Source organism: Streptomyces zhihengii (assembly GCF_016919245.1).
Taxonomy (GTDB): domain Bacteria; phylum Actinomycetota; class Actinomycetes; order Streptomycetales; family Streptomycetaceae; genus Streptomyces; species Streptomyces zhihengii.
The window spans coordinates 3,710,001-3,734,945 of record NZ_JAFEJA010000001.1; the positions used below are offsets into that span (position 1 = coordinate 3,710,001).

At 74.7% G+C, this 24,945-nt stretch carries 22 protein-coding genes and 1 pseudogene; 11 read left to right on the plus strand and 12 right to left on the minus strand.

Annotated elements, in window-relative coordinates:
- Positions 1–181 precede the first annotated feature (181 nt).
- Positions 182–1,180, plus strand: a complete 999-nt coding sequence (gene trpS, locus JE024_RS15525) for a tryptophan--tRNA ligase (protein WP_205374152.1) — start codon at positions 182–184, stop codon at positions 1,178–1,180.
- Between the two features lie 157 nt (positions 1,181–1,337).
- Here the strand turns inward: trpS and proC are convergent, their stop codons facing one another.
- The 6 genes from proC to JE024_RS15555 all read right to left on the minus strand — a co-directional run bounded on the left by proC (position 1,338) and on the right by JE024_RS15555 (position 5,723).
- A complete protein-coding gene (gene proC / locus JE024_RS15530; RefSeq protein WP_205374153.1) occupies positions 1,338–2,147 on the minus strand; it encodes a pyrroline-5-carboxylate reductase in 810 nt (269 codons plus the stop codon).
- A 114-nt stretch (positions 2,148–2,261) separates the two neighbouring features.
- On the minus strand, positions 2,262–2,999 hold the full coding sequence (locus tag JE024_RS15535) for an ABC transporter permease (protein WP_205374154.1): 738 nt from the start codon (positions 2,997–2,999) through the stop codon (positions 2,262–2,264).
- Entirely contained in the window at positions 2,996–3,838 is an 843-nt protein-coding gene (locus JE024_RS15540; protein ID WP_205374155.1) for an ABC transporter ATP-binding protein, read from the minus strand. The genes JE024_RS15535 and JE024_RS15540 overlap by 4 nt, the downstream gene beginning before the upstream one ends.
- Before the next feature lie 55 nt (positions 3,839–3,893).
- Positions 3,894–4,664: a class I SAM-dependent methyltransferase gene (locus JE024_RS15545; protein ID WP_205374156.1), complete on the minus strand. Its 771-nt coding sequence runs from the start codon at positions 4,662–4,664 to the stop codon at positions 3,894–3,896.
- 198 nt (positions 4,665–4,862) lie between these two features.
- Positions 4,863–5,396, minus strand: a complete 534-nt coding sequence (locus JE024_RS15550; RefSeq protein WP_205374157.1) for a hypothetical protein — start codon at positions 5,394–5,396, stop codon at positions 4,863–4,865.
- Between the two features lie 33 nt (positions 5,397–5,429).
- A complete protein-coding gene (locus JE024_RS15555; protein ID WP_244883178.1) occupies positions 5,430–5,723 on the minus strand; it encodes a peptidase in 294 nt (97 codons plus the stop codon).
- A gap of 157 nt (positions 5,724–5,880) precedes the next feature.
- Between JE024_RS15555 and JE024_RS15560 the strand changes: the two genes are divergently transcribed.
- Positions 5,881–8,046, plus strand: a complete 2,166-nt coding sequence (locus JE024_RS15560) for a serine/threonine-protein kinase (RefSeq protein ID WP_205374159.1) — start codon at positions 5,881–5,883, stop codon at positions 8,044–8,046.
- Positions 8,047–8,164: 118 nt separating this feature from the next.
- Here JE024_RS15560 and ilvD read toward each other — a convergent pair whose 3' ends face one another.
- The 4 genes and pseudogenes from ilvD to JE024_RS15580 form a co-directional block, all read right to left on the minus strand.
- The gene (gene ilvD, locus JE024_RS15565; RefSeq protein ID WP_205374160.1) at positions 8,165–10,018 is read right to left on the minus strand and encodes a dihydroxy-acid dehydratase; all 1,854 of its coding nucleotides are present in this window, start codon (positions 10,016–10,018) and stop codon (positions 8,165–8,167) included.
- A 246-nt stretch (positions 10,019–10,264) separates the two neighbouring features.
- Positions 10,265–10,867 (minus strand): annotated as a pseudogene (locus JE024_RS15570) (TetR/AcrR family transcriptional regulator); the annotation flags it as partial.
- Entirely contained in the window at positions 10,864–11,682 is an 819-nt protein-coding gene (locus JE024_RS15575; protein ID WP_205374162.1) for a sugar phosphate isomerase/epimerase family protein, read from the minus strand. The gene JE024_RS15575 and the pseudogene JE024_RS15570, both read right to left, overlap by 4 nt.
- A gap of 42 nt (positions 11,683–11,724) precedes the next feature.
- The gene (locus JE024_RS15580) at positions 11,725–12,660 is read right to left on the minus strand and encodes a Ppx/GppA family phosphatase (RefSeq protein ID WP_205374163.1); all 936 of its coding nucleotides are present in this window, start codon (positions 12,658–12,660) and stop codon (positions 11,725–11,727) included.
- Between JE024_RS15580 and JE024_RS15585 the strand changes: the two genes are divergently transcribed.
- Positions 12,659–13,528 carry a DUF3109 family protein gene (locus JE024_RS15585; RefSeq protein WP_372449810.1) on the plus strand — a complete coding sequence of 290 codons (870 nt, stop codon included), beginning with the start codon at positions 12,659–12,661 and terminating at the stop codon, positions 13,526–13,528. The genes JE024_RS15580 and JE024_RS15585 overlap by 2 nt on opposite strands.
- A 177-nt stretch (positions 13,529–13,705) precedes the next feature.
- Here the strand turns inward: JE024_RS15585 and JE024_RS15590 are convergent, their stop codons facing one another.
- Positions 13,706–15,412 carry a BACON domain-containing protein gene (locus JE024_RS15590; RefSeq protein ID WP_205374165.1) on the minus strand — a complete coding sequence of 569 codons (1,707 nt, stop codon included), beginning with the start codon at positions 15,410–15,412 and terminating at the stop codon, positions 13,706–13,708.
- A gap of 275 nt (positions 15,413–15,687) precedes the next feature.
- Here JE024_RS15590 and radA point away from each other — a divergent pair, with 275 nt between their 5' ends.
- The gene (gene radA / locus JE024_RS15595) at positions 15,688–17,082 is read left to right on the plus strand and encodes a DNA repair protein RadA (protein ID WP_205374166.1); all 1,395 of its coding nucleotides are present in this window, start codon (positions 15,688–15,690) and stop codon (positions 17,080–17,082) included.
- A 138-nt stretch (positions 17,083–17,220) separates the two neighbouring features.
- Positions 17,221–18,345, plus strand: a complete 1,125-nt coding sequence (gene disA / locus JE024_RS15600; protein WP_205374167.1) for a DNA integrity scanning diadenylate cyclase DisA — start codon at positions 17,221–17,223, stop codon at positions 18,343–18,345.
- A gap of 271 nt (positions 18,346–18,616) precedes the next feature.
- Here the strand turns inward: disA and JE024_RS15605 are convergent, their stop codons facing one another.
- Positions 18,617–19,444, minus strand: a complete 828-nt coding sequence (locus JE024_RS15605) for a hypothetical protein (protein WP_205374168.1) — start codon at positions 19,442–19,444, stop codon at positions 18,617–18,619.
- Positions 19,445–19,665: 221 nt separating this feature from the next.
- On the opposite strand from JE024_RS15605, the gene JE024_RS15610 reads away from it, so the two are divergent.
- The 6 genes from JE024_RS15610 (at position 19,666) to cseC (ending at position 24,914) form a co-directional block, all read left to right on the plus strand.
- Complete coding sequence (locus JE024_RS15610; RefSeq protein ID WP_205374169.1) at positions 19,666–20,310, plus strand: phosphatase PAP2 family protein; 645 nt, start codon at positions 19,666–19,668, stop codon at positions 20,308–20,310.
- A 177-nt stretch (positions 20,311–20,487) separates the two neighbouring features.
- The gene (locus JE024_RS15615; RefSeq protein WP_205374170.1) at positions 20,488–21,417 is read left to right on the plus strand and encodes an iron-sulfur binding domain-containing protein; all 930 of its coding nucleotides are present in this window, start codon (positions 20,488–20,490) and stop codon (positions 21,415–21,417) included.
- 176 nt (positions 21,418–21,593) lie between these two features.
- On the plus strand, positions 21,594–22,163 hold the full coding sequence (locus JE024_RS15620; protein ID WP_205374171.1) for a SigE family RNA polymerase sigma factor: 570 nt from the start codon (positions 21,594–21,596) through the stop codon (positions 22,161–22,163).
- Positions 22,151–22,816 carry a hypothetical protein gene (locus JE024_RS15625; RefSeq protein WP_205374172.1) on the plus strand — a complete coding sequence of 222 codons (666 nt, stop codon included), beginning with the start codon at positions 22,151–22,153 and terminating at the stop codon, positions 22,814–22,816. The genes JE024_RS15620 and JE024_RS15625 overlap by 13 nt, the downstream gene beginning before the upstream one ends.
- A gap of 77 nt (positions 22,817–22,893) precedes the next feature.
- Positions 22,894–23,586 (plus strand): two-component system response regulator CseB, encoded by a 693-nt coding sequence (gene cseB, locus JE024_RS15630; protein ID WP_205374173.1) that lies wholly within the window; start codon positions 22,894–22,896, stop codon positions 23,584–23,586.
- An 11-nt stretch (positions 23,587–23,597) separates the two neighbouring features.
- Positions 23,598–24,914 carry a two-component system sensor histidine kinase CseC gene (gene cseC / locus JE024_RS15635; RefSeq protein WP_205376556.1) on the plus strand — a complete coding sequence of 439 codons (1,317 nt, stop codon included), beginning with the start codon at positions 23,598–23,600 and terminating at the stop codon, positions 24,912–24,914.
- Positions 24,915–24,945 lie beyond the last annotated feature (31 nt).

The window sequence follows — 24,945 nt, forward strand, 5'->3', positions numbered from 1 at the left end:
TGCCGCACCTTCTGGTGGGCCGCCTGACTCGGCGGCCCGCACTGACGTACGCACTCAACGGCCGCCGCCTCGGCGGCCGTTCGCATGTCTCCCCCGGGAGTCGGCCCGCCGGGACCGGTGGCTCCGATCAGGCCCGAGGGTCGTCCACGACGATCCTGCGGTCCGGGAACCGGAGAGGGACATGACGAGAACCTTCAGCGGGATCAAGCCGACGGGGCATCTGACCCTGGGCAACTACCTGGGCGCGATGCGGCGGTGGGCCGAGGTGGACCAGCACCGTACGGACGCGCTGTTCTGCGTGGTCGACCTCCACGCGCTCACGGTCGAGCACGATCCGGCACGGGTCCGCAGACTCACCCGGCAGGCGGCCACGCTGATGCTGGCGGCGGGGCTCGACCCGGAGCTGTGCACCGTCTTCGTGCAGAGCCATGTCGACGAGCACGCCCGCCTGTCCTACCTGCTGGAGTGCACCGCCACCGACGGCGAGCTGCGGCGGATGATCCAGTACAAGGAGAAGGGGGCACGGGCGCAGGCCGAGGGACAGAGCGTGCGGCTGTCCCTGCTGACGTATCCGGTGCTGATGGCCGCCGACATCCTGGCCTACTCGGCGGACGAGGTGCCGGTGGGCGACGACCAGCGGCAGCACGTCGAGCTGACCCGCGACCTGGCCGTGCGGTTCAACCAGCGCTACGGCCACACCTTCACCGTGCCGAAGGCGACGCATCCCCCCGTGGCCGCCCGGGTCATGGACCTCCAGGACCCGGGATCCAAGATGGGCAAGTCCCACGCGTCGAGCGCGGGCATCGTCTATCTGCTCGACGACGCGGACCTGGTGCGCAAGAAGGTGATGCGGGCCGTGACGGACAGCGGGACGGACGTGGTCCTGGACCGGGAGGAGCGGCCCGGGGTGGCGAATCTGCTCGACGTCCTCGCCGCCTGCTCGGGCGGGGACCCCGCCGGGCTCGCCGCGACGTACACCTCCTACGGCGCCCTGAAGAAGGACACCGCGGAGGCGGTGGTGGAGGTCCTCGCGCCGATCAGGAAGCGGCACGCGGAGTTCGCCGCCGACCAGGGCTACGTCGACGAGGTGCTGAAGCGGGGCGCGCTGCGGGCCAGGGAGATGGCGCGGCCCCTGGTGGACCGCGCCTACCGGGCGATCGGACTGCTGCCGCCGGCCTGACACCGTCGCCACCCGGGCGTCCCGCCGTGCGTGCCGTGCCTTCCGTCCGCCGCGCGTGCCGTCCGCCGCGCGTGCCGTCCGGCGCGGGAGGCGGGCCGCGGCGGGAGGCGGGCCGCGGCGGGAGGCGGGCCGCGGCGGGAGGTCCCGGCGGGACGGGTCAGCCGTTGCCGGAGGCGAGCTCGCGGCTGCGGTCGCGGGCCGCCTCCAGGGCGGCGATGAGGGCGGCGCGCACCCCGTGGTTCTCCAGTTCGCGGATGGCGCTGATCGTGGTGCCGGCCGGCGAGGTGACGGCCTCCCGCAGCTTGACGGGGTGCTCGCCGCTGTCGCGGAGCATCACGGCCGCGCCGATCGCCGCCTGCACGATCAGGTCGTGCGCCTGGGCGCGGGGCAGGCCGAGCAGGATGCCGGCGTCGGTCATGGCCTCGACGAGGAAGTAGAAGTACGCCGGGCCCGAGCCGGACAGCGCGGTGGCGGCGTCCTGCTGGGACTCGGGGACGCGGAGGGTCTTGCCGACGCCGCCGAAGATCTCCTCGGCGTGGGCGACATGGCCGCCGGTGGCGTGGCTGCCGGCGGAGATCACGGACATCCCCTCGTCGACGAGGACGGGCGTGTTCGGCATGACGCGCACGACGGGGGTGCCGGCGGCCAGCCGTTCCTCGATGAACGAGGTGGGGATGCCCGCCGCGGCGCTGATGACGAGGCGGTCGGCGGTGAGGTGCGGGCCCAGCTCGTCGAGGAGCTTGCCCATGTCCTGCGGCTTGACGGCCAGGATGAGGGTGTCGGCCCGCTTGGCGGCCTCGGCGTTGGTGACCGGTTCGACGCCGTAGCGGGTGCGCAGTTCCCCGGCCCGCTCGCTGCGCCGGGTGGTGACCAGCAGGTCGGCGGGACGCCAGCCGGCACGGATCATGCCGCTCAGGAGGGCTTCGCCGATCTTGCCCGTACCGAGGACTGCGACTGTCTGGGTCATGGCTTCGTTCACCTCGCCGGTGGGGATGCGTGCGCTCACATCCTTGCACCGGGGGTGGTCCGGCGGCGGGCGCGTCCGAGGGGCGGGCAGCCCGGGTCGGGGGCCGGGCGGGCTTCAGGCGGTGCGGCGGCGCAGCGTGGCCGCGCCGAGGGCGAGGACGAGCACGGCGCAGCCGGCGACCACGAGGACGTCGCGGACGAACGGGCCGGTGGTGTCGGTGTGGTGGAGCACCTCGTCCATGGCGTCGACGGCGTAGGACATCGGCAGCACGTCGGAGACGGCTTCGAGGACGGGCTGCATCCTGTCGCGCGGGGTGAACAGTCCGCAGAGCAGAAGCTGCGGGAAGATCACGGCCGGCATGAACTGCACCGCCTGGAACTCGGAGGCGGCGAAGGCGGAGACGAACAGGCCGAGCGCGGTGCCGAGCAGGGCGTCGAGGAGTGCGACGAGCAGCAGCAGCCAAGGGCTGCCGACGACGTCCAGGCCCAGCCCCCACAGGGCGAGTCCGGTGGCGAGCAGGGACTGGACGACGGCGACGAGGCCGAAGGCGAGGGCGTAGCCGGCGATGAGGTCGCCCTTGGCGAGCGGCATGGCGAGCAGGCGTTCCAGCGTCCCCGAGGTGCGTTCGCGCAGGGTGGCGATCGAGGTCACGAGGAACATCGTGATGAGCGGGAAGATGCCGAGCAGCGAGGCGCCGATGGCGTCGAAGGTCCGCGGGGTGCCGTCGAAGACGTAGCGCAGCAGGAAGAGCATCACGCACGGCACGAGGACCATGAGGGCGATCGAGCGCCGGTCGTGGCGGAGCTGGCGGAGCACGCGGGCGGCGGTGGCGAGGGTGCGGGACATGCTCATCGGGCGTTCTCCTCGGCGCTCTCTCCGGCGCTCTCTCCGGCGCTCTTCTCGGCCTTCTCCTCGGCGTGCGCTCCGGCCCGCTCGCCGGCTTTCCCGTCCGCCGCGTCGACCAGGCGGAGGAACCCCTCCTCGACGGTCGCCGAACGGGTGCGGGCGCGCAGGTCGCCGGGGGTGTCCTCGGCCAGGATCGCGCCCTCGCGCAGCAGGATCAGCCGGTGGCAGCGCTCGGCCTCGTCCATGACGTGGGAGGAGACGAGGATCGTGGTGCCCCGGTCCGCGGCGAGCCGGTGGAAGAGGTCCCACAGGTCACGGCGGAGCACGGGGTCGAGGCCCACGGTGGGTTCGTCGAGGACCAGCAGTTCGGGTGCGCCGAGCAGGGCCACGGCGAGGGAGACCCGGCTGCGCTGGCCGCCGGAGAGCCGTCCGGCGAGGGCGTCGGCGTGCGAGGTGAGATCGACGTCGGCGACGGCGCGGGCGACGGCCTCCCGGCGGGCGTCGCGCGCCGCGCGGCCCGGGAGCAGCACGGCGGCGAAGTAGTCCAGGTTCTGGCGGACGGTGAGGTCGTCGTAGACGGACGGCGCCTGGGTGACGTAGCCGATCCGGGAGCGCAGCGCGGGGTGGCCGGCCGGGCGGCCGAGGACCTCCAGGGTGCCGGTGGTCCTGGCCTGGGTGCCGACGACGGCGCGCATCAGGGTGGACTTCCCGCAGCCGGAGGGGCCGAGGAGACCGGTGATACGGCCGGAGTGCACCGTGAAGTCGATGCCGCGCAGGACCGTGCGGCCGCCCCGGACCACGGTGAGGCCGCGGCCGAGGACGGCGACACCGGAAGAATTCATCATGCGATGAATAGTGCTCCGGGGGGTGCCGGGCGTCAAGGGACGGTGGCGGTGCCGCTCAGGCGTCCTGGCGCAGGGCGACGGTGAGTTCGACGGTGTACTCCTCCTCGACGACCCCGTCCGGGAACACCTCGCCCAGCAGGGCGCGCTCGCGGTCGAGGAAGGCGCGGGTGTCCCGCGCGTCGTGCAGCAGGAAGACGGAGTGGCTGCCGAGGTTGGCGAGGTGGAGGTCGAGCGGGATCCGCCGGCTCCAGCGGAGCGTGCGGTCCGTCTGCCGCAGCCCGGCCGGGAGTGCCCTGGCGTTGCCGGGCGCGCCCTTGGTGTCGCCGTCGAGGTCGCGGCGTATGCGTTCCTGCTGGGCGGCGATCCAGCCCACGCCGAGGTCGGCGACGTTCCACCACAGGGCGAGCGCGCCGCCGGGCCGCAGGACGCGCAGGGCCTCCGGGACGGACCGGGCGGGATCGGTCCAGTGGAAGGACTGGGCGTAGGTGATCAGGTCGGCGCTCGCGCCGGCCAGCGGCAGTGCGTCGCCGCTGCCGCGGACGAGGGGGACGCCGGGCAGCGAGGCGCGGAAGCGGGCCGCCATTCCGGCGCCCGGTTCGACGGCGGTCACCCGGGCTCCGCGGTCGCGCAGCAGCCGGGTCGCGATGCCCGTCCCGGCGCCGACGTCCACGGCGCGGGCGCCCTTCAGGGGGCGGCCGGTCGTCTCCTCCAGCGCGTCGAGGAGGGCCGGCGGGTAATCGGGGCGGGCCGTGTCGTACTGCGTGGCGGCGGCGTCGAAGGAGCGGGCGCGGCGGGCGAAATCGGCGGAGGCGGCGATGTCGGTCATGCCGTCATCCTGCCCGGGGCCGGCCGCCGCCAGGGCCCCTCGTCCGGATCCCGGCGGGCTCGCGCGCCCGGGCCGGAGCCGGAGAGCCAATGATCCGGAGAGCGGATGACCCGAAGGCCGCCGTCCCGAAGGCCGCTGACCCGCTGGACGGCCGTCCAGAAGAAAGCCGTCCCGAGGACAGCCGTCCCGCACGGAGGGCTAGGCGCGCTTCGGCCTGCCGCCCCGGCCGGCGTCGCCCTTGGCGTCGCGGTGCGCGGGGTTGCCGGAGCGGGTGGTGCGGCGGCGGGCGTACTGGGTCTTCGCCTTCTCGTACTCGGCGCGGCGCAGGCCCTCCCCGGGCGCCTCGACGAAGCAGCGCAGGGCGTAGGCGATGAGCGAGCCGATGAAGCCGATCGCCTTGAGACCGCGCAGCGCGTCCTCGGAGGACGAGCCGGAGGGCCGCCGGGTGTAGCTCTCCCAGGTCTTGCGGAAGGCGATGGCGCTGCACACGGCGAACATGACGACGACCAGCCCGTTGACGAAGCCGCCGACCTCCGCGATGGACAGCCCCTGGTACGCGAAACGCAGCACGAGTGCCGCGGCGAAGGCGGTCACCAGGGAGCCGGCCGCGACGGCGGCCCGCCGCAGTCCGTAGTGCCCGTCGTGTTCGACCCAGGTGGTGCCGAAGTAACGAAGGGGCTCGGGCCGGGGGCCGCCGCCGGTGGTGCCGGATTGCTCGGTGTGGTCGCTCACGGGGTCGATTATCCCCGCATCCGCCCCGCGGGGTCAGGCACAGCGGATGGCGACATAGCCGTCGCTGCCCGTACGGACGTACGCGTCCGAGACGAACTGGCCGTTGGCGATGTTGTCCCAGATGTTGCTCGTGCCGTACGGCCCGGTGACCGTCTCGCCGGGCGTCTGGCAGTTGATCGGGACGCTGGCCCCGTACTGGAGCACCTTGACGAGCTGGTAGTTGGTCCCCGGACCGGACCGGACGTTGAGCCGGACGCCCGGGGCGACCGGGTACCGCTTGATCGTGTACGCGGCGGCCGCCTCGACCTCGGCCCGCTCGCTCTCCACCTCTTCGACAGCCACTGGGCTTCTCCCCCCGTTGACGGACAACTCATGATTTCCGGCGTGTTCGCCGCGCGCAGGCTAGCAAGCGGTGGCTGGATCGCACGCACCATCGACTAGGCTCCGTGCGTCGCGCGTGGGCACCATCAAACGGGGGTGGGAGATGCCACCGCTGCAAAGCACCGGGCCGTTCCCGGAAGCGGAACATCCGGAATATGCCGGTCAGTACCACCTCGAGGACTGTCTCGGCACGGGCGGCATGGGTGTCGTCCATCTCGCCACGTCCGCCTCGGGATTGCGCCTGGCCGTCAAGGTCATCCATGCCGAGCACGCCTCGGACCCCGAGTTCAGGGCGCGTTTTCGCCAGGAGGTGGCGGCCGCGCGGCGGGTCAGCGGGGCGTTCACGGCCCCGGTCGTCGACGCGGATCCCGAGGCCGGACGCCCCTGGATGGCCACGCTGTTCATCGACGGGCCGACCCTCGCGGAACGGGTGAAGCGGAACGGTCCTCTGGGTGAAGCCGAGTTGCAGCGGGTGGGCGCGGGGCTCGCGGAGGCGCTGCGGGACATCCACCGCGCCGGCGTGGTGCACCGCGATCTCAAACCCAGCAATGTGCTGCTGGCGCAGGACGGACCGAAAGTCATCGACTTCGGCATCTCCCGTCCCAAGGACAGCGATCTGCGCACGGAGACCGGGAAACTGATCGGCACCCCGCCGTTCATGGCGCCGGAGCAGTTCCAGCGCCCCCGGGAGGTGGGGCCCGAGGCGGACATGTTCGCGCTCGGGGCCGTGCTGGTCCACGCGGCCACCGGCCGGGGGCCGTTCGACTCCGACAGCCCCTACATCGTGGCGTACCAGGTGGTGCACAACGAGCCCGATCTGGCGGGTGTGCCCCAGGCCCTGGTGCCGCTGCTGCGCCGCTGTCTGGCGAAGGAGCCGCGGGAGCGGCCCACGCCGTACGAGCTGATGGTGGCGCTGCGCGCGTCCTCGCCCTCGGCGTCCTTCGACACCCAGGCGTACATACCCGCCCAGCGCTCCCCGGCGGACACCGGCGGGGACACGGAGCCGGAGCACCCGGCCGGTGACCCGGAGGAGACCGCTGCCGGCGGCTCGCACCGGCCCGCCGGCGGGCGTGGCCGGTGGCGCCGCCCGGCGGTGCTGTGGACGGCTCTCGCCGTGGTGGTCGGGGCGACGGCGGCGGCCGGCGCCGTCCTCGCCGCCCCGTCGGACGGGACACCGCCGCGGCGCGCCCCGTCCGCCGCGCCGGAGCCCTTCCGGCCGTGGAGCACGACGCTCGGCTCGGCCGGGGCGCCGGTCTGCGCGGCGGCCGGTGCCGCGCTCCACTGCTCCGGCGCCGGTGCCGGCGTGGCCGGGCTGGACCCGGCCGACGGCCGGGTGCTCTGGTCCGCCGGGGCGGGGGCGGACGGCACGCGCCCCGGGCCGGGCGGCGAGGGCGCGGCGCCAGTGCTCGCCGGCGGGGTGCTGCACGTGCTCCCGCCCGGCGGCACCCGGCACCGGGCGCTCGACCCCGCGTCCGGCGCGGTGCGCTGGGAGCGGGACGTGTCGGCGTACGCGACCGTCCGTCCGACCGGTGACCTGGTGCTGCTGGCCACCGCGGAGGGTGCCGTGCGGGCGCTCGACGCCGCGACCGGCGCCGAGCGCTGGCGCGGACGTCACGGCGGTGCGGGCACCGTGTGGACGGGCGCGCGGGACGGGACCGGTCCGGTGTTCGCCGGCACGCCGTCCGCCGACGGCACGTCCACCCGGGTCGCCGCCGTCGGCCGGGCCGACGGCAGGGTGCTGTGGACGAAGCGGCTGCCGGGTTCGCTGACGCCCGTGGCGGCCGGGGACGGCGCGCTCCAGTTCCTGGCGACGGACGCGGAGGGCTTCACCGACGCGGTCGTCCGGCTGGACACGGCGGCGCCGGACCACCCGTCGCGCCGGATCGCGCTGACCGCGCCCCTCGACCAGGCGCAGGCGGCGGTGGCGGGCGACATGGTCTACGTGGTCGGCGCGGGCGGCTCGCTCCTCGCCGTCGACACCGCGCGGGGCGCGGGCGGGGCCGAGGTGTGGCGGCTGGAGACGGCGGTGGCCCACCTGTCCCGTCCGGTGCCGCGCGGCGGCCATGTGTACCTGTCCGCCGGTGACGGGCGGCTGCTGGCCGTGGACGCCGGGCGGGGCCGCCTCGTCGGGCAGACGAAGCCCCGGATGGGCGGCGGCGGGCACGCCTCGGTCCTGCCGGCTCCCGCCGCGGCACCCGGCCGGGTCTACGCGACGGCCCCCGACGGCTCCGTCTTCGCGGTGGACGCCAGGGACCCGTCCCGCTGGTGAGGTGCCGGGCCGCCGCCCTGTCCCGCGGGCCGGGTCGGCGGCCCGCGGAACACGGCAGCGGCCCCGTCCGCGCGCGCCGTGGGGCGGGCGGACGGGGCCGGTGGCCGGAGCGGGGCGGTCAGCCCAGGAGGGAGACGTCGCGCACGGCGCCCTTGTCCGCGCTCGTCGCCATCGCCGCGTAGGCGCGCAGCGCCGCGGAGACCTTGCGTTCGCGGTTCTTCGGGGCGTACACGCCGTCGAGGGCCTCGCGCCGGGACGCCAGGGTGGCGTCGTCGACGAGCAGTTCGATGGAGCGGCCGGGGATGTCGATGCGGATCCGGTCACCGTCCTCGACGAGCGCGATCGTGCCTCCGGACGCCGCCTCCGGGGAGGCGTGGCCGATCGAGAGGCCCGAGGTGCCGCCCGAGAAGCGGCCGTCCGTCACCAGCGCGCAGGTCTTGCCGAGGCCCCGGCCCTTGAGGAAGGAGGTCGGGTAGAGCATCTCCTGCATGCCGGGGCCGCCCTTGGGGCCCTCGTAGCGGATGACGACGACGTCGCCGTGGGTGATCTGCTTGTTGAGGATCTTCTCGACGGCCTCCTCCTGGGACTCGCAGACCACGGCCGGGCCCTCGAAGGTCCAGATGGACTCGTCGACGCCGGCCGTCTTCACCACGCAGCCGTCGACGGCGAGGTTGCCGCGGAGCACCGCGAGTCCGCCGTCCTCGGAGTAGGCGTGGGCCGCGTCCCGGATGCAGCCGCCGGCCGCGTCCAGGTCGAGGCCGTCCCAGCGCTCGGACTGGGAGAAGGCCTCGGCGGAGCGGACGCAGCCCGGGGCGGCGTGGAACAGCTCGACGGCCTCCTCGGTGGCCGAGCCGCCGCGGACGTCCCAGGCGCCCAGCCACTCCTTGACGGAGCGGGAGTGGACGGCGTGGACGTCCTCGTTGAGCAGCCCGGCGCGGTACAGCTCGCCCAGGATCGCGGGGATGCCGCCGGCCCGGTGCACGTCCTCCATGTAGTACGTGCCGCGCGGGGCGACGTTGGGGGCGACCTTGGCCAGGCAGGGCACCCGGCGCGAGACCTCGTCCATGTCGCTCAGGCCGTAGTCGAGCTCGGCCTCCTGGGCCGCGGCGAGCAGGTGGAGGATCGTGTTGGTGGAACCGCCCATGGCGATGTCGAGGGCCATGGCGTTCTCGAACGCGGCGCGGGTGGCGATGTTGCGCGGCAGGACGGAGGCGTCGTCCTCGTCGTAGTGGCGGCGGGTGATGTCGACGACCGTGCGGGCGGCGTTCTCGTAGAGCGCGCGGCGGGCCGTGTGGGTGGCGAGGACGGAGCCGTTGCCCGGCAGGGAGAGGCCGATGGCCTCGGTCAGGCAGTTCATCGAGTTGGCGGTGAACATGCCGGAACAGGACCCGCAGGTCGGGCAGGCGTTCTCCTCGATGCGGAGGATGTCCTCGTCGGAGACCTTGTCGTTGACGGCCTCGGAGATCGCGTCGACCAGGTCGAGGGTGCGGACGGTGCCGTCGACGAGGGTGGCCCGGCCGGACTCCATGGGGCCGCCGGAGACGAAGACCGTCGGGATGTTGAGGCGCAGGGCGGCCATCAGCATGCCGGGGGTGATCTTGTCGCAGTTGGAGATGCAGATCAGGGCGTCGGCGCAGTGCGCCTCGACCATGTACTCCACGCTGTCCGCGATCAGGTCGCGCGAGGGCAGGCTGTAGAGCATGCCGCCGTGGCCCATGGCGATGCCGTCGTCGACGGCGATCGTGTTGAACTCGCGGGCGATGCCGCCGGCGGCGGTGATGGCCTCGGAGACGATCCGGCCGACCGGCTGGAGGTGGGTGTGGCCGGGGACGAACTCGGTGAAGGAGTTGGCCACCGCGATGATCGGCTTCCGCCCGATGTCGGCGCCCGGTACACCGGAGGCCCGCATCAGGGCGCGTGCGCCCGCCATGTTGCGGCCGTGGGTGACAGTGCGGGACCTCAGCTCGGGCATCGTCGCTCGCTCCTCGTGACGGGTGTACCTGCCCCGAGCGTACGCCGCCGCTCCAAGATCTGGACAGCGCGTCCGGAATGCGGGACGGCCGGTTCAGCCCTCGGTCCCGCCGGCCGCGCCGGAGGGGCCGGCCGCGCCGCCGGAGGCCGCGTCGTCGGAGGTCGCATCGGGGCCGGCCGCGTCGTCGGAGACCGCGTCGTCGGTGGTCGCGTCGGGGCCGGCCGCACCGCCGGAGGGCGGGCCGGGTTCGGTGAGATAGCGCTGGAGGGTCGGCGCCACCATCCGCACGATCTCCTCCGGGTCCGCCGAGGCGAGCGGCTCGACCTTCAGCACGTAGCGCAGCATCGCGATCCCGACCATCTGGGACGCCGCGAGCTCGGCCCGGAACCGGGCGTCCGGCACCTCCAGCTCGGCCGCCACCCGCTCCAGCAGCCGCCGCGCCACGAAGGCGCGCATCACCTTCGCCGCCCCCTCGTGGGTGAGCGCCGAGCGGATGACCGCGAGCATCGGGGCCCGGCTGACCGGGTTCTCCCAGACCGCGACGAAGTAGCGGGCCAGCCGTTCGCCGACGCCCTCGGTGGACGGGCCGAGGATCGTGGGGACGACGAGCGCGGGCTCGAAGGAGACCTCGACGGAGGCCGCGAAGACGTCGTCCTTGGTGCCGAAGTAGTGGTGGACGAGCGCGGCGTCCACGCCCGCAGCCCGGGCGATGCCGCGCATGGTCGTCCGGTCGTAGCCCCGCTCGGCGAACTCCGCCCGCGCCGCCCCGAGGATCCGCTCCCGCGCGCCGGGCCCCTCGTCCGCCGACGTGCGGGCGGGCCGGCCGCGGCGCCTGGGCTCCCCGGTCATGAGATGCGGGACGCGGAGGCCAGATGCAGCCGGGTGAAGGCCAGCGCCTCCGCGAGGTCCGCCTCGCGCTCGGCCGCCGACATGGCGCGCCGGGTGTTGACCTCGATGACGACATGGCCGTCGAAGCCCGTGCGCGCCAGCCGCTCCAGCAGCTCCGCGCACGGCTGGTCGCCCCGGCCGGGGACCAGGTGCTCGTCCTTGGCCGAGCCCTTGCCGTCGGCGAGGTGGACATGGGCGAGCCGGTCGCCCATGCGGTCGACCATGGCCATGGTGTCGGTCCGGGAGGTCGCCGTGTGCGAGAGGTCGACGGTGAAGTGGCGGTAGTCGTCCTTGGTGACGTCCCAGTCGGGCGCGTAGGCGAGCATCTCGCGGTCGCGGTAGCGCCACGGGTACATGTTCTCCACCGCGAAGCGGACGTCCGTCTCGTCCGCCATCCGCCAGATGCCCCGCACGAACTCGCGGCCGTAGCTGCGCTGCCAGCGGAACGGCGGGTGCACGACGACCGTCGACGCGCCGAGCTTCTCGGCCGCGGCCTGTGCCCGCTGGAGCTTGACCCACGGGTCGGTGGACCAGACGCGCTGCGTGATCAGCAGGCAGGGCGCGTGGACGGCGTGGATCGGGACCTGGTGGTAGTCGGAGAGTCTGCGCAGCGCCTCGATGTCCTGGCTGACGGGATCCGTCCACACCATGACCTCGACGCCGTCGTAGCCGAGGCGCGCGGCGACCTCGAAGGCCGTCGCCGTGGACTCCGGGTAGACGGAGGCCGTCGACAGGACGACCTTCGCGTCCGGGATGCGCACCACTGGTTCTGCCACGAGGGACAGCCTAAAGGGACGAACTCGTCGGTAGGGAGCCCGTCACCCGCCGGCCGGGAGGTGGTCGAGGCGGCGCAGGATGACGCCCTCGCGCAGCGCCCAGGGGCAGATCTCCAGCCGCTCGGCCCCGAAGAGGTCCATCGCCGCCTCCGCGACCAGGGCTCCTGCCAGCAGTTGCCCGGCCCGCCCCGGGGAGACGCCGGGCAGCTCCGAGCGGTCCTCGACGGTCATCGTGGCGAGCCTCGGCACCCACTCGGCGAGTGACGAACGACTCAGATCGCGCTGCACGTACACGCCCTCCGCGGTCCGCGCGGCTCCGGCTATCCGGGCGAGCTGCTTGAACGTCTTGGAGGTGGCGACGATGTGGTCCGGCCGGCCGAGCCTGCTGAACTCGCCGACGGTCCGGGCGATCTCGGTGCGGACGTAGCGGCGCAGCGCCTTGACGTCCTGGGGGTCCGGCGGGTCGCCGGGCAGCCGGCTCGCGGTCAGCCGCCCCGCGCCCAGCGGCAGGGAGACGGCCGCGGCCGGGTCCTCGTCCATGCCGTACGCGATCTCCAGCGAGCCGCCGCCGATGTCGAGGACGAGCAGCTTGCCCGCGGACCAGCCGAACCAGCGGCGGACCGCGAGGAAGGTGAGCCGGGCCTCCTCCTCGCCCGAGAGGACCGTGAGGTCGACCCCGGTCTCGGCCTTCACCCTGGCCAGCACCTGGTCGGCGTTGCCCGCCTCGCGGACGGCGGAGGTGGCGAAGGAGAGGACCTCCTCGCACCCCTGGTCCTCGGCGGCCTGGAGGGCCTCGCCGATGGTCTTGGTCAGCAGACCGACGCCCTCGGCGCCGATGTGGCCCTGTGCGTCGAGCAGCTCGGCGAGGCGCAGCTCCGCCTTGTGGGAGTGCGCGGGCAGCGGGCGGGCGCCGGGATGCGCGTCCACCGCCAGCAGGTGCACCGTGTTCGAACCGACGTCGAGGACTCCGAGTCTCATGGACCGAACGCTACTGCCGACTCGCGCATACGCTGGAGCCGTGCCAAAGACGAAAAAGGCGAAGCCGGGCAAAGCCGCTCCCGTGCAGCAGACCGAGCAGGACGAGAAGGGCCTGGACTTCCCCCGGGCCTGGGTGGAGTTCCCCGATCCCGCGGACGACGAACAGGTCTTCCGCTGCGATCTGACCTGGCTGACCTCGCGCTGGACCTGCATCTTCGGCAGCGGCTGCCAGGGGATCCAGGCGGGGCGCGCGGACGACGGCTGCTGCACGCTGGGCGCACACTTCTCGGACGAGGACGACGAGGAGCGCGTGGCGGGGCATGTCGCGCGCCTCACGCCGGAGCTGTGGCAGTTCCACGGCGTGGGCACCGACTCCGGCTGGGTGCAGGAGGACGAGGACGGCGAGCGCCAGACGCGCCGCTGGGAGGGGTCGTGCATCTTCCAGAACCGTCCGGGCTTCGCGGGCGGCGCGGGCTGCTCGCTGCACATCCTGGCGCTGCGGGAGGGCCGGGAGCCGCTGGAGACGAAGCCGGACGTGTGCTGGCAGCTCCCGGTGCGGCGGACGTACGACTGGATCGACCGGCCGGACGACACCCGGGTGCTGCAGATCTCGATCGGTGAGTACGACCGCAGGGGCTGGGGTTCGGGCGGGCACGACCTGCACTGGTGGTGCACCTCGGCGACCTCGGCGCACGGCGCGGGCGATCCGGTCTACGTGACCTACCGGCCGGAGCTGACCGAGCTGATGGGCAAGGAGGCGTACGACGTGCTGGTGGAGCTGTGCGAGGCGCGCCTCGCCTCGTCGCTGCCGCTGGTCGCGCCGCACCCGGCCGACCCCCGCGGGCGGACGGAGCCCGGGGCGCGCTGAGCCGGCGGGAACGGGCCGGGCGGGACGAACCCGCCCGGCCCCGCCGTGCGCCGGGCCGGCGGCGGAGCGGCGCCCCGGGACGCCTCGGGTGCGGCACCGGCGGCCGGTGCGTGCGCCGTGCCACGGAAGCGTTCGTGCGCCGGGCCACGACGGCGGCGGGGTGCCGGGGGGCCACGGTCAGCCCGACGGCGGCGGGGTGCCGGGGGACGACGGCGGGTCCGGGGAGGGCGGCGGATCCGACGACGGCGGCGGGCCGGTCGGGTCGGGGCCGGGCGACGACGGGGGCTCGGTGGTCGGCGGCGGGGTGGTCGGATCCGGGCCGGGCGACGAGGGCGGCGGGGTGGTCGGCGGCGTCGTCCCCGGCCGGCCGGGAATCGGCGGACGCGACGCCGTGCCGTGCTCCCCGCGCCCGCGGATGGCGACGACGGCTCCGGAGGGGTCGACCCCGACCTGGGCCCGCCAGTAGCCGGCGGGCTCGCGGGCGGAGTCGACGGTCACCAGGAGAGTGATCGTTTCGCCGGGGTCCAGCGTGCCCGAGGAGCGGGGGATGCGGAGCCAGGAGGCGTCCGTCCAGAGCGAGAAGGTGACCGGCGAGCCGCCCGACGCGGTGAGGGTGATCAGCGTCGTGTCCCCGCCCGGCCGCGCCTCGACGGTGAGCCGGCCGGGCCCCGTGCCGGAGGCGGACGGGGGCGCCGGAGGACCGGTGCTGATCACCTCGACCGAGACGTCCGGGGCGTGCGGGTCCGCCGTGAACCGGGGGTCGGGCCGGGCGCTGGCGTTCCCCGCGTTCTCGTAGTGGCCGTAGCGGCCCTCCTCGCCGGAGCCGTCCTCGGCGCTCACCGTGGGCCCGCGCTCGGCCTCGCCCGTCAGCGGGGCGCCCCGGTAGGCGGCCCACAGCGCGAGGACCGGGGCCGCGACGACCGTGGCGACGACCGTCGTGGTCACCGCCCGGGCGCGCAGCCGGTCACGCCGGGCGGCGTGGTCCTTCGGGTCCAGCGGGAAGCCGCCGGGGCCGAACCGCAGGGCGCCCGCCCGTGCCCGGGGCGCCTTGTGCATGGCCAGATAGGCGGCGGAGCGCGGGGCCTTCAGGATCGGCAGCGCCGCCGGGGCGACCTCGGAACCGGGCCACGGGCCGGCCGCCCCGGCCCGCTCCGCGGCCCGCCGGCAGCGGGGGCAGTCGTCGACGTGGCGGACCAGTTCGCGGCGCAGGGCGGCGGAGAGCACGACCCGGCTGTCGCCGGTGAGCCGGGCGACCGAGGGGCAGGTGCCGCGCTCGACCACGGCGAGGGCCGCCCTGGTCCGCTCCACCTCGCAGACGGCGGCGGCCAGCAGCTCGCGGGCCGCTGCGGGGCCGAGGCCGAGGACGGAGGCCACCCCGGCGTGGCCGAGGCCGTGGCGCACGGAGAGTTCGAGGGCCTCGCGCTGCTCGGGGGTGGTGCCGGCCGCCTCCGGCCAGGCCAGCAGGGCCAGTTCGGCGCGGTGCCGGTCGTCGGAGCCGGCCGCCCGTCCGCCGTCCGCGGACCCGGCCGCGCCCGTGCCCGCCGGGTCGGCCGCCCGGCCCGTGTGCGCGCCGGGGCGCCTGCGGCGCTGTTCGGCCAGCCGGCGCAGACAGGCCCAGCGCGCGAGCGCGTACAGCCACGCCTTGCGGGCGGGCTCCTCGGCGGGGCAGCGGGTGCGCTGGCGCTCGGCGACGGCGAGGACGTCGCCGAGCACCGCCGTCGCGGCGTCGTGGTCGCACAGGACGGAGAGACAGTAGGTGAACAGGCCGTCGAGGTACGGCTCGTAGCGTGCGGGGGGCCGCTCCGAGGCGGAACGGGACGGGCGGCGGTGCGCCCGGTGTGCGCCGGTGGTGTGGGGAGGAGGGTCCAGCCTGCTGCTCGTCACTCCGCGACCGTAGGGGCAGTGACGCACCCTGTTCGCACCGCTTGAATGCTTTTAACCCCTACGGGTGAACAGTTCCCTCGAAGGGGGACAGGAAGGACAGATTCCGCGCTTCTTCCGATCATGCTCCTTCCGATCGCCGGACCACGGCCCCCTCGCACCGGACCGACCGCGCTCCCCGCGCCCGCGCACGCGCCCTGCCCCGCTCCCGCCGCCGCGCCCCGTGCCCGCCCGGGTGCGGCGCCGGGACTGTCGGTGGTCACCGCTACGGTTTGCGCATGGCTGCCCGTACGAAAACCGCGAAGGACCGGCCGTCCTACCGCTGCACCGAATGCGGCTGGACGACCGCGAAGTGGCTCGGCCGCTGCCCCGAGTGCCAGGCCTGGGGCACGGTCGAGGAGTACGGCGCGCCCGCGGTCCGCACCACCGCGGCCGGCCGGGTCTCCACCGCCGCCCTGCCCATCGGCCAGGTCGACGCCCGGCAGGCGGCCGCGCGCACCACGGGGGTCGACGAGCTCGACCGCGTCCTCGGCGGCGGGCTGGTGCCGGGCGCCGTGGTGCTGCTCGCCGGGGAGCCCGGCGTCGGCAAGTCCACCCTGCTGCTGGACGTGGCCGCCAAGGCCGCGGGCCCCGACCACCCCACCCTGTACGTGACGGGCGAGGAGTCGGCGAGCCAGGTCCGGCTGCGCGCCGACCGGATCAACGCCCTCGCCGACCACCTCTACCTCGCCGCGGAGACGGACCTCTCCGCCGTCCTCGGCCATCTCGACGCGGTCAAGCCCTCGTTGCTCGTCCTCGACTCCGTGCAGACGGTGGCCTCGCCCGAGATCGACGGCGCGCCCGGCGGCATGGCCCAGGTCCGCGAGGTCGCGGGCGCGCTGATCCGCGCCTCCAAGGAGCGGGGCATGTCGACGCTGCTGGTCGGCCATGTGACGAAGGACGGCGCGATCGCCGGCCCCCGCCTGCTGGAGCACCTCGTCGACGTGGTGCTCCACTTCGAGGGCGACCGGCACGCCCGGCTGCGGCTCGTCCGCGGCGTGAAGAACCGCTACGGCGCGACCGACGAGGTCGGCTGCTTCGAACTGCACGACGAGGGCATCACCGGCCTCGCCGACCCCTCCGGCCTCTTCCTCACCCGGCGTGACGAGCCCGTCCCCGGCACCTGCCTGACCGTGACCCTCGAAGGCCGCCGTCCGCTGGTCGCCGAGGTGCAGGCGCTCACCGTCGACTCCCAGATCCCCTCCCCCCGGCGGACCACCTCCGGGCTGGAGACCTCGCGGGTGTCGATGATGCTCGCCGTGCTGGAGCAGCGCGGCCGGATCTCGGCGCTCGGCAAGCGCGACATCTACAGCGCGACGGTGGGCGGGGTGAAGCTCTCCGAGCCCGCCGCCGACCTGGCCGTCGCGCTCGCCCTCGCCTCCGCCGCCAGTGACACGCCGCTGCCGCAGAATCTGGTGGCCATCGGCGAGGTGGGCCTCGCGGGCGAGGTCCGGCGCGTCACCGGGGTGCAGCGGCGGCTGGCCGAGGCGCACCGGCTGGGCTTCACCCACGCCCTGGTCCCCACCGACCCGGGCAGGATCCCGGCGGGGATGCGGGTGACGGAGGTGGCCGACATGGGCGACGCCCTGCGGGTGCTGCCGCGCGGCCGCCGGAAGGCCCCGGAGGAGGCGTAAGGGGCGCCCCGGCGGCGCCGGCGGCCGCTTCGCGCGAGCGCCCCGCGGACACCCCTCGGCGTACTCCCCACGGGACGACAGGCCTCGCCGGTAGACTTTGCCCTGGTCTCGCCCACCCGTACGAGCCGGAGGAGTGCAGTGGCAGCCAAGGACGGGGCAGCAGCACCCGGAAAGTCCGGCCAAGGCACGGGCAACGAAGCGCAGATCCGTGCCGCCCTGAGCGCGGTCGCCCCGGGCACCGCCCTGCGCGACGGCCTGGAGCGCATCCTGAGGGGGAACACCGGAGGGCTGATCGTTCTCGGCATGGACAAGACCGTCGAGTCCATGTGCACCGGCGGCTTCGTCCTCGACGTGGAGTTCGCCGCGACCCGGCTGCGCGAGCTGTGCAAGCTGGACGGCGCGCTCATCCTCGACAAGGACATCTCCAAGATCCACCGGGCCGGCGTGCAGCTCGTCCCGGACGCGTCCATCCCCACCGAGGAGACCGGCACCCGGCACCGCACCGCGGACCGGGTGTCCCGCCAGTGCGGCTTCCCGGTGGTGTCGGTCTCGCAGTCGATGCGGCTGATCGCGCTGTACGTGGACGGTGAGCGCCGGGTCCTGGAGGAGTCGGCCGCGATCCTGTCCCGCGCCAACCAGGCGCTGGCCACCCTGGAGCGCTACAAGCTCCGGCTCGACGAGGTCGCCGGCACGCTCTCGGCGCTGGAGATCGAGGACCTGGTCACCGTCCGGGACGTCACCGCGGTGGCGCAGCGGCTGGAGATGGTGCGCCGGATCGCCACCGAGATCGCCGAGTACGTGGTGGAGCTGGGCACCGACGGCCGTCTGCTCGCCCTCCAGCTCGACGAGTTGATCGCCGGGGTCGAGCCGGAGCGCGAGCTGGTGGTCCGGGACTACGTGCCGGAGCCGACCGCGAAGCGCTCCCGCACCGTGCACGAGGCGCTCGCCGAGCTGGACGCGCTGAGCCACACCGAGCTGCTCGAACTGCCCGTGGTGGCGAGGGCCCTGGGCTACAGCGGCTCCCCGGAGACGCTGGACTCGGCGGTGTCGCCGCGCGGCTACCGCCTGCTGGCCAAGGTGCCGAGGCTGCCGGGCGCGATCATCGAGCGCCTGGTCGAGCACTTCGGCGGTCTCCAGAAGCTGCTGGCCGCCAGTGTCGACGACCTCCAGGCCGTGGACGGCGTGGGCGAGGCGCGGGCGCGCAGCGTGCGCGAGGGCCTGTCGCGGCTCGCCGAGTCCTCCATCCTGGAGCGGTACGTCTGACCCGCGACCCGCGGCGGCGCGTCCGACCCGCCGACCGGCGGCGGTGCGTCCGGTCGGCGTCCCGCTGCGGTACGTCCGGCCCGGGGCGGTGCGTATGACCTCCGGCGGTTCGTCCGAGCCGCGTCCAGGGCACTGCGTCCGGTCGGCGTCCCGCTGCGGTACGTCCGATCCACCCGCGCGGCGCCCGTCGGCGTCCGCCCGTGGCGGAGGGGCCCCGGAATGATTCCGGGGCCCCTCCGGCACGAGCGGGGCGGTCGCCCCGCGCTGTGCGTCAGTCCTGCTCCAGCCGGAACGACGCCGGCAGCACCTTCACGCCCGGGAACGATGCCTCCACCAGGTACGTACCGGGCCCGGCCCTGCCCGGCGAGGGCGTCGCGCAGCGGGCGACGCTGCGCTCGCGGTCCCAGTCGACGGTGTGGGTGATCGTGCCGTTGGCGGGGACGCGCAGCAGCAGCGGCGGAGCCGTGCGCGGGCAGTCGCGGGAGGACCAGACGTCCTCGTCCTCGCTGTCGGTCACGGTGAGCACGGCGGCCTTCGGGCCGAAGTCCGCCTTGCAGTCACCGGCCGAGGAGTTGGAGACCACGAGCTGGAACGACGGCTTCTCGCCCGACTCGTAGGAGACCTTGGTGGTGCGCAGGGTGAACTTCAGGTAGGCGGCCGAACAGTTGGGGAGCGAGGAGCCGGCCGGCACCTCGCGGCCGGGGCCGCCGCCGGACGTGCCGCCCGTGGCCGTGCCACCGCCGCCGCCGGAGCTGTCCTCGCCGGGCGCGCCCGTCGCGCCGGGGCTCGCGCCGCCGTCGCCGGATCCCGCCGACCCGCCGCCGCTCCCGCCCTCGTCGCCGGACTCGTCGCCGGACTCGTCGCGTCCGCCCGGCTGTTGGCTGATCGCGGGCCCGGACTGGTCCGGCCCGGGGGTGATCGTGGGCGCGGGCGTGGGGCCCTTGCCGTCGGCCCGGTCCTTGTTCCCGCCACCGCCGCCGGAGGTGAAGGCCCAGACGATCAGCACGGCGAGCAGCGCGACGAACGACGCCGCTACAGCCCTCCGTCGCCAGTAGATGGAGGAGGGAAGCGGCCCGATCGGATTGCGCAGAGATCCCACGGACCGAACTCTACGAGAGATCGTGGCCAACTCCCGCCCCACCCGCCGCCGGAGCGCGAAGTTCTGCCGATCATCGCACCTCCGATGATCATGACGGCGCTCCCGGGCCGCCCCTCCCCCGCCCGCGCCCCGGTCCCGGCCGGCCCCCCACCTTCGTCGGGGGTCGCCGTGGCCGATCGCCCAGGGTGACCACCCGCTGCGAGCGGGTACGGTCCGTGACCATGGACAGCAGCATGACCCGCGATCTCTACCGCGACATCACCGACTTCGCCCACTCCACGCCCTCGTGGTTCCAGCACCTCGCCGAACTCTGGACGGAGGCGGGGCTGTTGCTCTTCGGCGCCCTCTACGTCGTGGCCTGGTGGCGTGCCCGGACCGGATCCGCCCGGTCCATAGCCCTCGCCGTGCTCGCGCCCCTCGCCACGGCGGTCGGGTACGTGGTCAGCGAGTCGCTCAAGTCGGTCGTGGACGAGGAGCGTCCCTGCCGCACGGTCACCGAGGCGGTCGCCTCGGTGTCGGCCTGCCCGCCGTACGGCGACTGGTCCTTCCCCAGCAACCACTCCGCCATCGCCGGCGCCGCGGCCCTCGCCCTGGCCCTCGCGTGGCCGAGGATCGGCTGGCTGACGGTGCCGATGGCCGTGCTGATGGCGTTCTCCCGGGTCTTCGTCGGCGTGCACTACCCCCATGACGTGGCGGCCGGCCTCGTCCTCGGCGCGCTCGTCGCCGCGGGGTCCGTCCTGGCGCTGCGCCGGCCCGCCGAGGCGCTGCTGGGGACGATGCGCACCAGTGACACGGGCCTCGTCCGCTGGTTCGCGGGGCCGGGCCACGCCGAGCAGACGGTTCCTCCCCGTCCGGGCCGCGCCTGAGCAAACGGTCCGGCACCGCCGGGCCGCGTCCGCCCCGGACGGATCGGCACCGCCCCCGCCGCGCCTGAGCAAACGGTTCGCCACCGCCCGGCCGCGTCCGCCCGGGCGGTCCGGCACCGCCCGGGGCGGCCGGTATGCGCCATCCGCCTGCCGGGGCGTGCCAGGATCGTCAGTGCCATGACTGCCACCCACGCATCCCAGACGTCCCCCGCCGCCGACCCCGCCGCCCTTCATCTGCCGGTGATCGCCTGGTTCGAGCAGCACGCCCGCGATCTGCCCTGGCGCCGGCCCGAAGCCGGCGCCTGGGGCGTGATGGTCAGCGAGTTCATGCTCCAGCAGACACCGGTCAGCCGCGTGCTGCCCGTGTACGAGCAGTGGCTGGCCCGCTGGCCGCGCCCCGCCGACCTGGCGGCCGAGGCGCCGGGCGAGGCCGTCCGCGCCTGGGGCCGGCTCGGCTATCCGCGCCGTGCGCTGCGTCTGCACGGCGCCGCGCAGGCGATAGCGGAACGGCACGGCGGCGAGGTGCCGAGCGATCACGCCCAGTTGCTCGCCCTGCCGGGCATCGGCGAGTACACGGCGGCCGCGGTGGCCTCCTTCGCCTACGGACAGCGGCACGCGGTGCTCGACACCAATGTGCGCCGGGTGTTCGCGCGTGCCGCGACCGGCGTCCAGTACCCGCCGACCGCCACCACCGCCGCCGAGCGCCGGCTCGCGCGGGCGCTGCTCCCCGAGGAGGAGGGGACGGCGGCACGCTGGGCGGCCGCGTCGATGGAACTGGGCGCGCTGGTGTGCACGGCGCGCAACGAGGAGTGCGGGCGCTGCCCGATCGCGGCGCAGTGCGCCTGGCGGCTGGCGGGCAAGCCCGCGCACGACGGCCCGGCACGCCGCGGCCAGACGTACGCGGGCACCGACCGGCAGGTGCGCGGGCGGCTGCTGGCCGTACTGCGAGACGCTCCGGGCTCGGTGCCCCAGTCGGCGCTGGACGCCGTCTGGCCCGAACCGGTGCAGCGCGGGCGGGCACTGGACGGGCTGGTGTCGGACGGGCTGGTCGAACCGCTGGAGGGCGGGCGCTACCGGCTGCCGGCCGGCCCGCCGGTCACCGGCTGACCCGCGCCGAACGCGTGTTCCTACCCGGCCTCCACCCCGGGTGAAACCTCCGCTGTTACACAACCGATGGACGGCCGTGCGCCCTTGGACGGCTCGCGCGCACAGCGCCGTGACACGCCCTTCGTAGCTTCTTGTCCTGCAAGGACACGGGGATTCACGGGGCGGAGGCGATCGGCATGGCGCACGGCGAGGTGCTCGAATTCGAGGAGTACGTACGGACCCGGCAGGAGGCGCTGCTGCGCAGTGCGCGACGGCTGGTGCCCGACCCCGTCGAGGCGCAGGACCTGCTCCAGACCGCGCTGGTGCGCACCTACGGCCGCTGGGACGGCATCGCGGACAAGTCGCTCGCGGACGCCTACCTGCGCCGCGTGATGATCAACACGCGGACCGAGTGGTGGCGCGCCCGCCGTCTGGAGGAGGTCCCGACCGAGCAGCTCCCGGAGTCCGCCGTGGAGGACGGCACCGAGCAGCACGCCGACCGCGCCCTGCTGATCGAGGCGCTGAAGGTGCTCGCGCCCAAGCAGCGCAGCGTCGTCGTGCTGCGTCACTGGGAGCAGATGAGCACCGAGGAGACCGCTGCCGCGCTGGGCATGTCGGCGGGTACGGTGAAGAGCACGCTGCACCGGGCACTCGCGAAGCTCCGCCAGGAGCTCCGGTCACGGGACCTGGACGGCCGCGCCGCGGAGCGCGCCGGGACGCGGCGTACCCACCACGGCGAACGGGAGCGGGAGCGGTGCGCGGCCTGACAGGCACGGACGGCGGCAGAGGCAGGGCGGGCGGTGCGGCGGCGGCCGGACTGGTCGCCCTCGCGCTGCTGGGGGCGGGCTGCTCGACCGGCGGCTCGGGGCTCCAGGACGAGGGGGCGGCGCCGTCGGAGGCGGCCTCCAAGGCGACGCCCTCCCCGGCGCCCTCGGGGACGGCGGGGCACTTCACCGGCGGCGTCGACGCGGTGGACCTGCTCCGCAAGGACCCGAAGGTCAGCGCCCGGGTCAAGGCGGATCTGCGGCCGTGCGGCCGCGACGCGTACCCGGTGGACACCTCGTACGGCGTCCTCACCGGCGGATCGGTCCCCGACGTCGTGGTGAACGTGATGACCTGCGGCGACGCCGTGGGCATGGGCACCTACGTCTACCGGGGCACGGGCGGTTCCTACGAGAACGTCTTCTCCGTCGAGGAACCCGCGGTCTACTCGGCCATCGACCGGGGCGACCTGGTGGTGACCAAGCAGGTGTACGCGAAGGCCGACCCGGTCGACGACCCGTCGGGCGAGGAGATCATCACGTACCGCTGGTCGGCCGGGAAGTTCGCCCAGCAGTACTGGGTGCGCAACGAGTACAGCCGGGCCGTCGGGGAGGGCGAGGTCGTGGCCTCCGAGGCCCCCGCCCCGGAGGGCGGCTGACCGCTCGCGCGGGCGTACCGCGCCGCACGACCCCTTGGACCGCCGGCCCGCTGCCGGCCGAGAACGGAAGCTGACGGATGGCCGAGACCCATGTCCTGTTCGTCGAGGACGACGACGTGATCCGCGAGGCCACCCAGCTCGCCCTGGAGCGGGTCGGATTCCAGGTGACCGCGGTGCCCGACGGGCTGGCGGGCCTGGAGGCGTTCCGCGCGGACCGGCCCGACATCGCCCTGCTCGACGTGATGGTGCCCGGCCTCGACGGGGTGAGCCTGTGCCGCAGGATCCGCGACGAGTCGACCGTGCCCGTGATCATGCTGTCGGCCCGCGCCGACTCGATCGACGTGGTGCTCGGCCTGGAGGCCGGCGCGGACGACTACGTGACCAAGCCGTTCGACGGCGCCGTGCTGGTGGCCCGGATCCGTGCGGTGCTGCGGCGGTTCGGCCACGCGGGCGGCGCACCGGCGGCCGGCGGCCGCGAGGAGGACGGCACGCTCGTCTTCGGCGACGTGGCGATCGACACCGAGGGCATGGAGGTCCGCCGGGACGGCGCCCCGGTCGCGCTGACGCCGACCGAGATGCGGCTGCTGCTGGAGTTCTCGGCCGCCCCGGGCACCGTGCTCTCCCGCGACAAGCTGCTGGAGCGCGTCTGGGACTACGGCTGGGGCGGCGACACCCGTGTCGTGGACGTCCATGTGCAGCGGCTGCGCACCAAGATCGGCCAGGACCGGATCGAGACGGTCCGCGGCTTCGGCTACAAGCTCAGGGCATGAGCGCGGCGGCCGTGAGACGTCCCGCGCTGCGGACCGGTGTCCGCTGGAAGATCAGTGTCGCGATCGCCGCCGTCGGCGCGCTCATCGCCATGGCGCTCAGCCTGGTGGTGCACAACGCCGCCAGGGTCTCCATGCTCGACAACGCGCGCGATGTGCAGATGGACCGGCTGCTGCTCGCCCAGCGCTGGTACGAGACCTCCAAGAACCGCGACCCCCGCTTCAACAGCAAGATCAACGACCCCGCGCTCCCCGCGGAACTCCAGCGTCTGGTGCGCGACGGCCGGCGCGGCAGCTTCGTCGAGGACCGCGACGGCGCACCCGAGATCTGGGCGGCGGTACCGCTGGCCAACGGGGACGTGCTCTCGCTGCACACCGAGTTCACCGGGCGCAGCGCCACCGTGATGAAGGACCTCGACCGGGCGCTGATCATCGGGTCGGTGGCGGTCGTCTTCGGCGGTTCGGCGCTCGGGGTGCTGATCGGCGGGCAGCTCTCGCGCCGGCTGCGCAAGGCGGCGGCCGCCGCCCGCAACGTGGCCCGGGGCAACACCGAGGTCCGGGTCAGGGACGCGATCGGCGGAGTCGTGCGCGACGAGACCGACGACCTGGCCCGCGCGGTGGACGCCCTGACCGACGCCCTCCAGGCCCGGATCGACGCCGAGCGCCGGGTCACCGCGGACATCGCGCACGAGCTGCGCACCCCGGTGACGGGGCTGCTGACCGCGGCCGAGCTGCTGCCGCCCGGCCGCCCCAGCGAGCTGGTGCGGGACCGGGCGCAGGCGATGCGCACGCTGGTCGAGGACGTGCTGGAGGTGGCCCGGCTGGACAGCGCGTCGGAGCGGGCCGAGCTCCAGGAGATCCAGCTCGGGGAGTTCGTGGCGCGGCGGGTGCGGTCGCTGCACCCGGACGCGGTGATCCGGATCGTCCACGAGTCGTGGGTGAGCACCGATCCGCGCCGGCTCGAACGCATCCTCGGCAATCTGCTGACCAACGCCGTGAAGTACGGCGGCGGGCCCGTCGAGGTCACCGTCGAGGGGCGGGTCGTGCGGGTGCGGGACCATGGGCCCGGCTTCCCGGAGGACCTGCTCCGGGAGGGTCCCAGCCGCTTCCGCACGGGAGCGAGCGACCGGGCGGGGACCGGGCACGGGCTGGGGCTCACGATCGCCGCGGGCCAGGCGCGGGTCCTCGGGGCGCGGCTGACCTTCCGCAACGCGGCCCCGGGCGGCACCACGCCGATCGGGACGTCCGGCGGCGCGATCGCGGTGCTGTGGCTCCCCGAGCACGCGCCCACCACGACCGGCAGCTTCCCGATCCTGGAGCTGGACGACTGAACGCGAGCGGCCCGGGCCTCCGTCGGGAGAC

Coding starts and splice junctions, on each gene's coding strand:
- ilvD (WP_205374160.1), bottom strand. CDS start 10,018: ATGCCCGAGCTGAGGTCCCGCACTGTCACCCACGGCCGCAACATGGCG.
- JE024_RS15560 (WP_205374159.1), top strand. CDS start 5,881: ATGCCACCGCTGCAAAGCACCGGGCCGTTCCCGGAAGCGGAACATCCG.
- radA (WP_205374166.1), top strand. CDS start 15,688: ATGGCTGCCCGTACGAAAACCGCGAAGGACCGGCCGTCCTACCGCTGC.
- JE024_RS15545 (WP_205374156.1), bottom strand. CDS start 4,664: ATGACCGACATCGCCGCCTCCGCCGATTTCGCCCGCCGCGCCCGCTCC.
- JE024_RS15580 (WP_205374163.1), bottom strand. CDS start 12,660: ATGAGACTCGGAGTCCTCGACGTCGGTTCGAACACGGTGCACCTGCTG.
- JE024_RS15610 (WP_205374169.1), top strand. CDS start 19,666: ATGGACAGCAGCATGACCCGCGATCTCTACCGCGACATCACCGACTTC.
- proC (WP_205374153.1), bottom strand. CDS start 2,147: ATGACCCAGACAGTCGCAGTCCTCGGTACGGGCAAGATCGGCGAAGCC.
- cseB (WP_205374173.1), top strand. CDS start 22,894: ATGGCCGAGACCCATGTCCTGTTCGTCGAGGACGACGACGTGATCCGC.
- JE024_RS15620 (WP_205374171.1), top strand. CDS start 21,594: ATGGCGCACGGCGAGGTGCTCGAATTCGAGGAGTACGTACGGACCCGG.
- JE024_RS15585 (WP_372449810.1), top strand. CDS start 12,659: ATGGACCGAACGCTACTGCCGACTCGCGCATACGCTGGAGCCGTGCCA.
- JE024_RS15540 (WP_205374155.1), bottom strand. CDS start 3,838: ATGATGAATTCTTCCGGTGTCGCCGTCCTCGGCCGCGGCCTCACCGTG.
- JE024_RS15615 (WP_205374170.1), top strand. CDS start 20,488: ATGACTGCCACCCACGCATCCCAGACGTCCCCCGCCGCCGACCCCGCC.
- JE024_RS15535 (WP_205374154.1), bottom strand. CDS start 2,999: ATGAGCATGTCCCGCACCCTCGCCACCGCCGCCCGCGTGCTCCGCCAG.
- trpS (WP_205374152.1), top strand. CDS start 182: ATGACGAGAACCTTCAGCGGGATCAAGCCGACGGGGCATCTGACCCTG.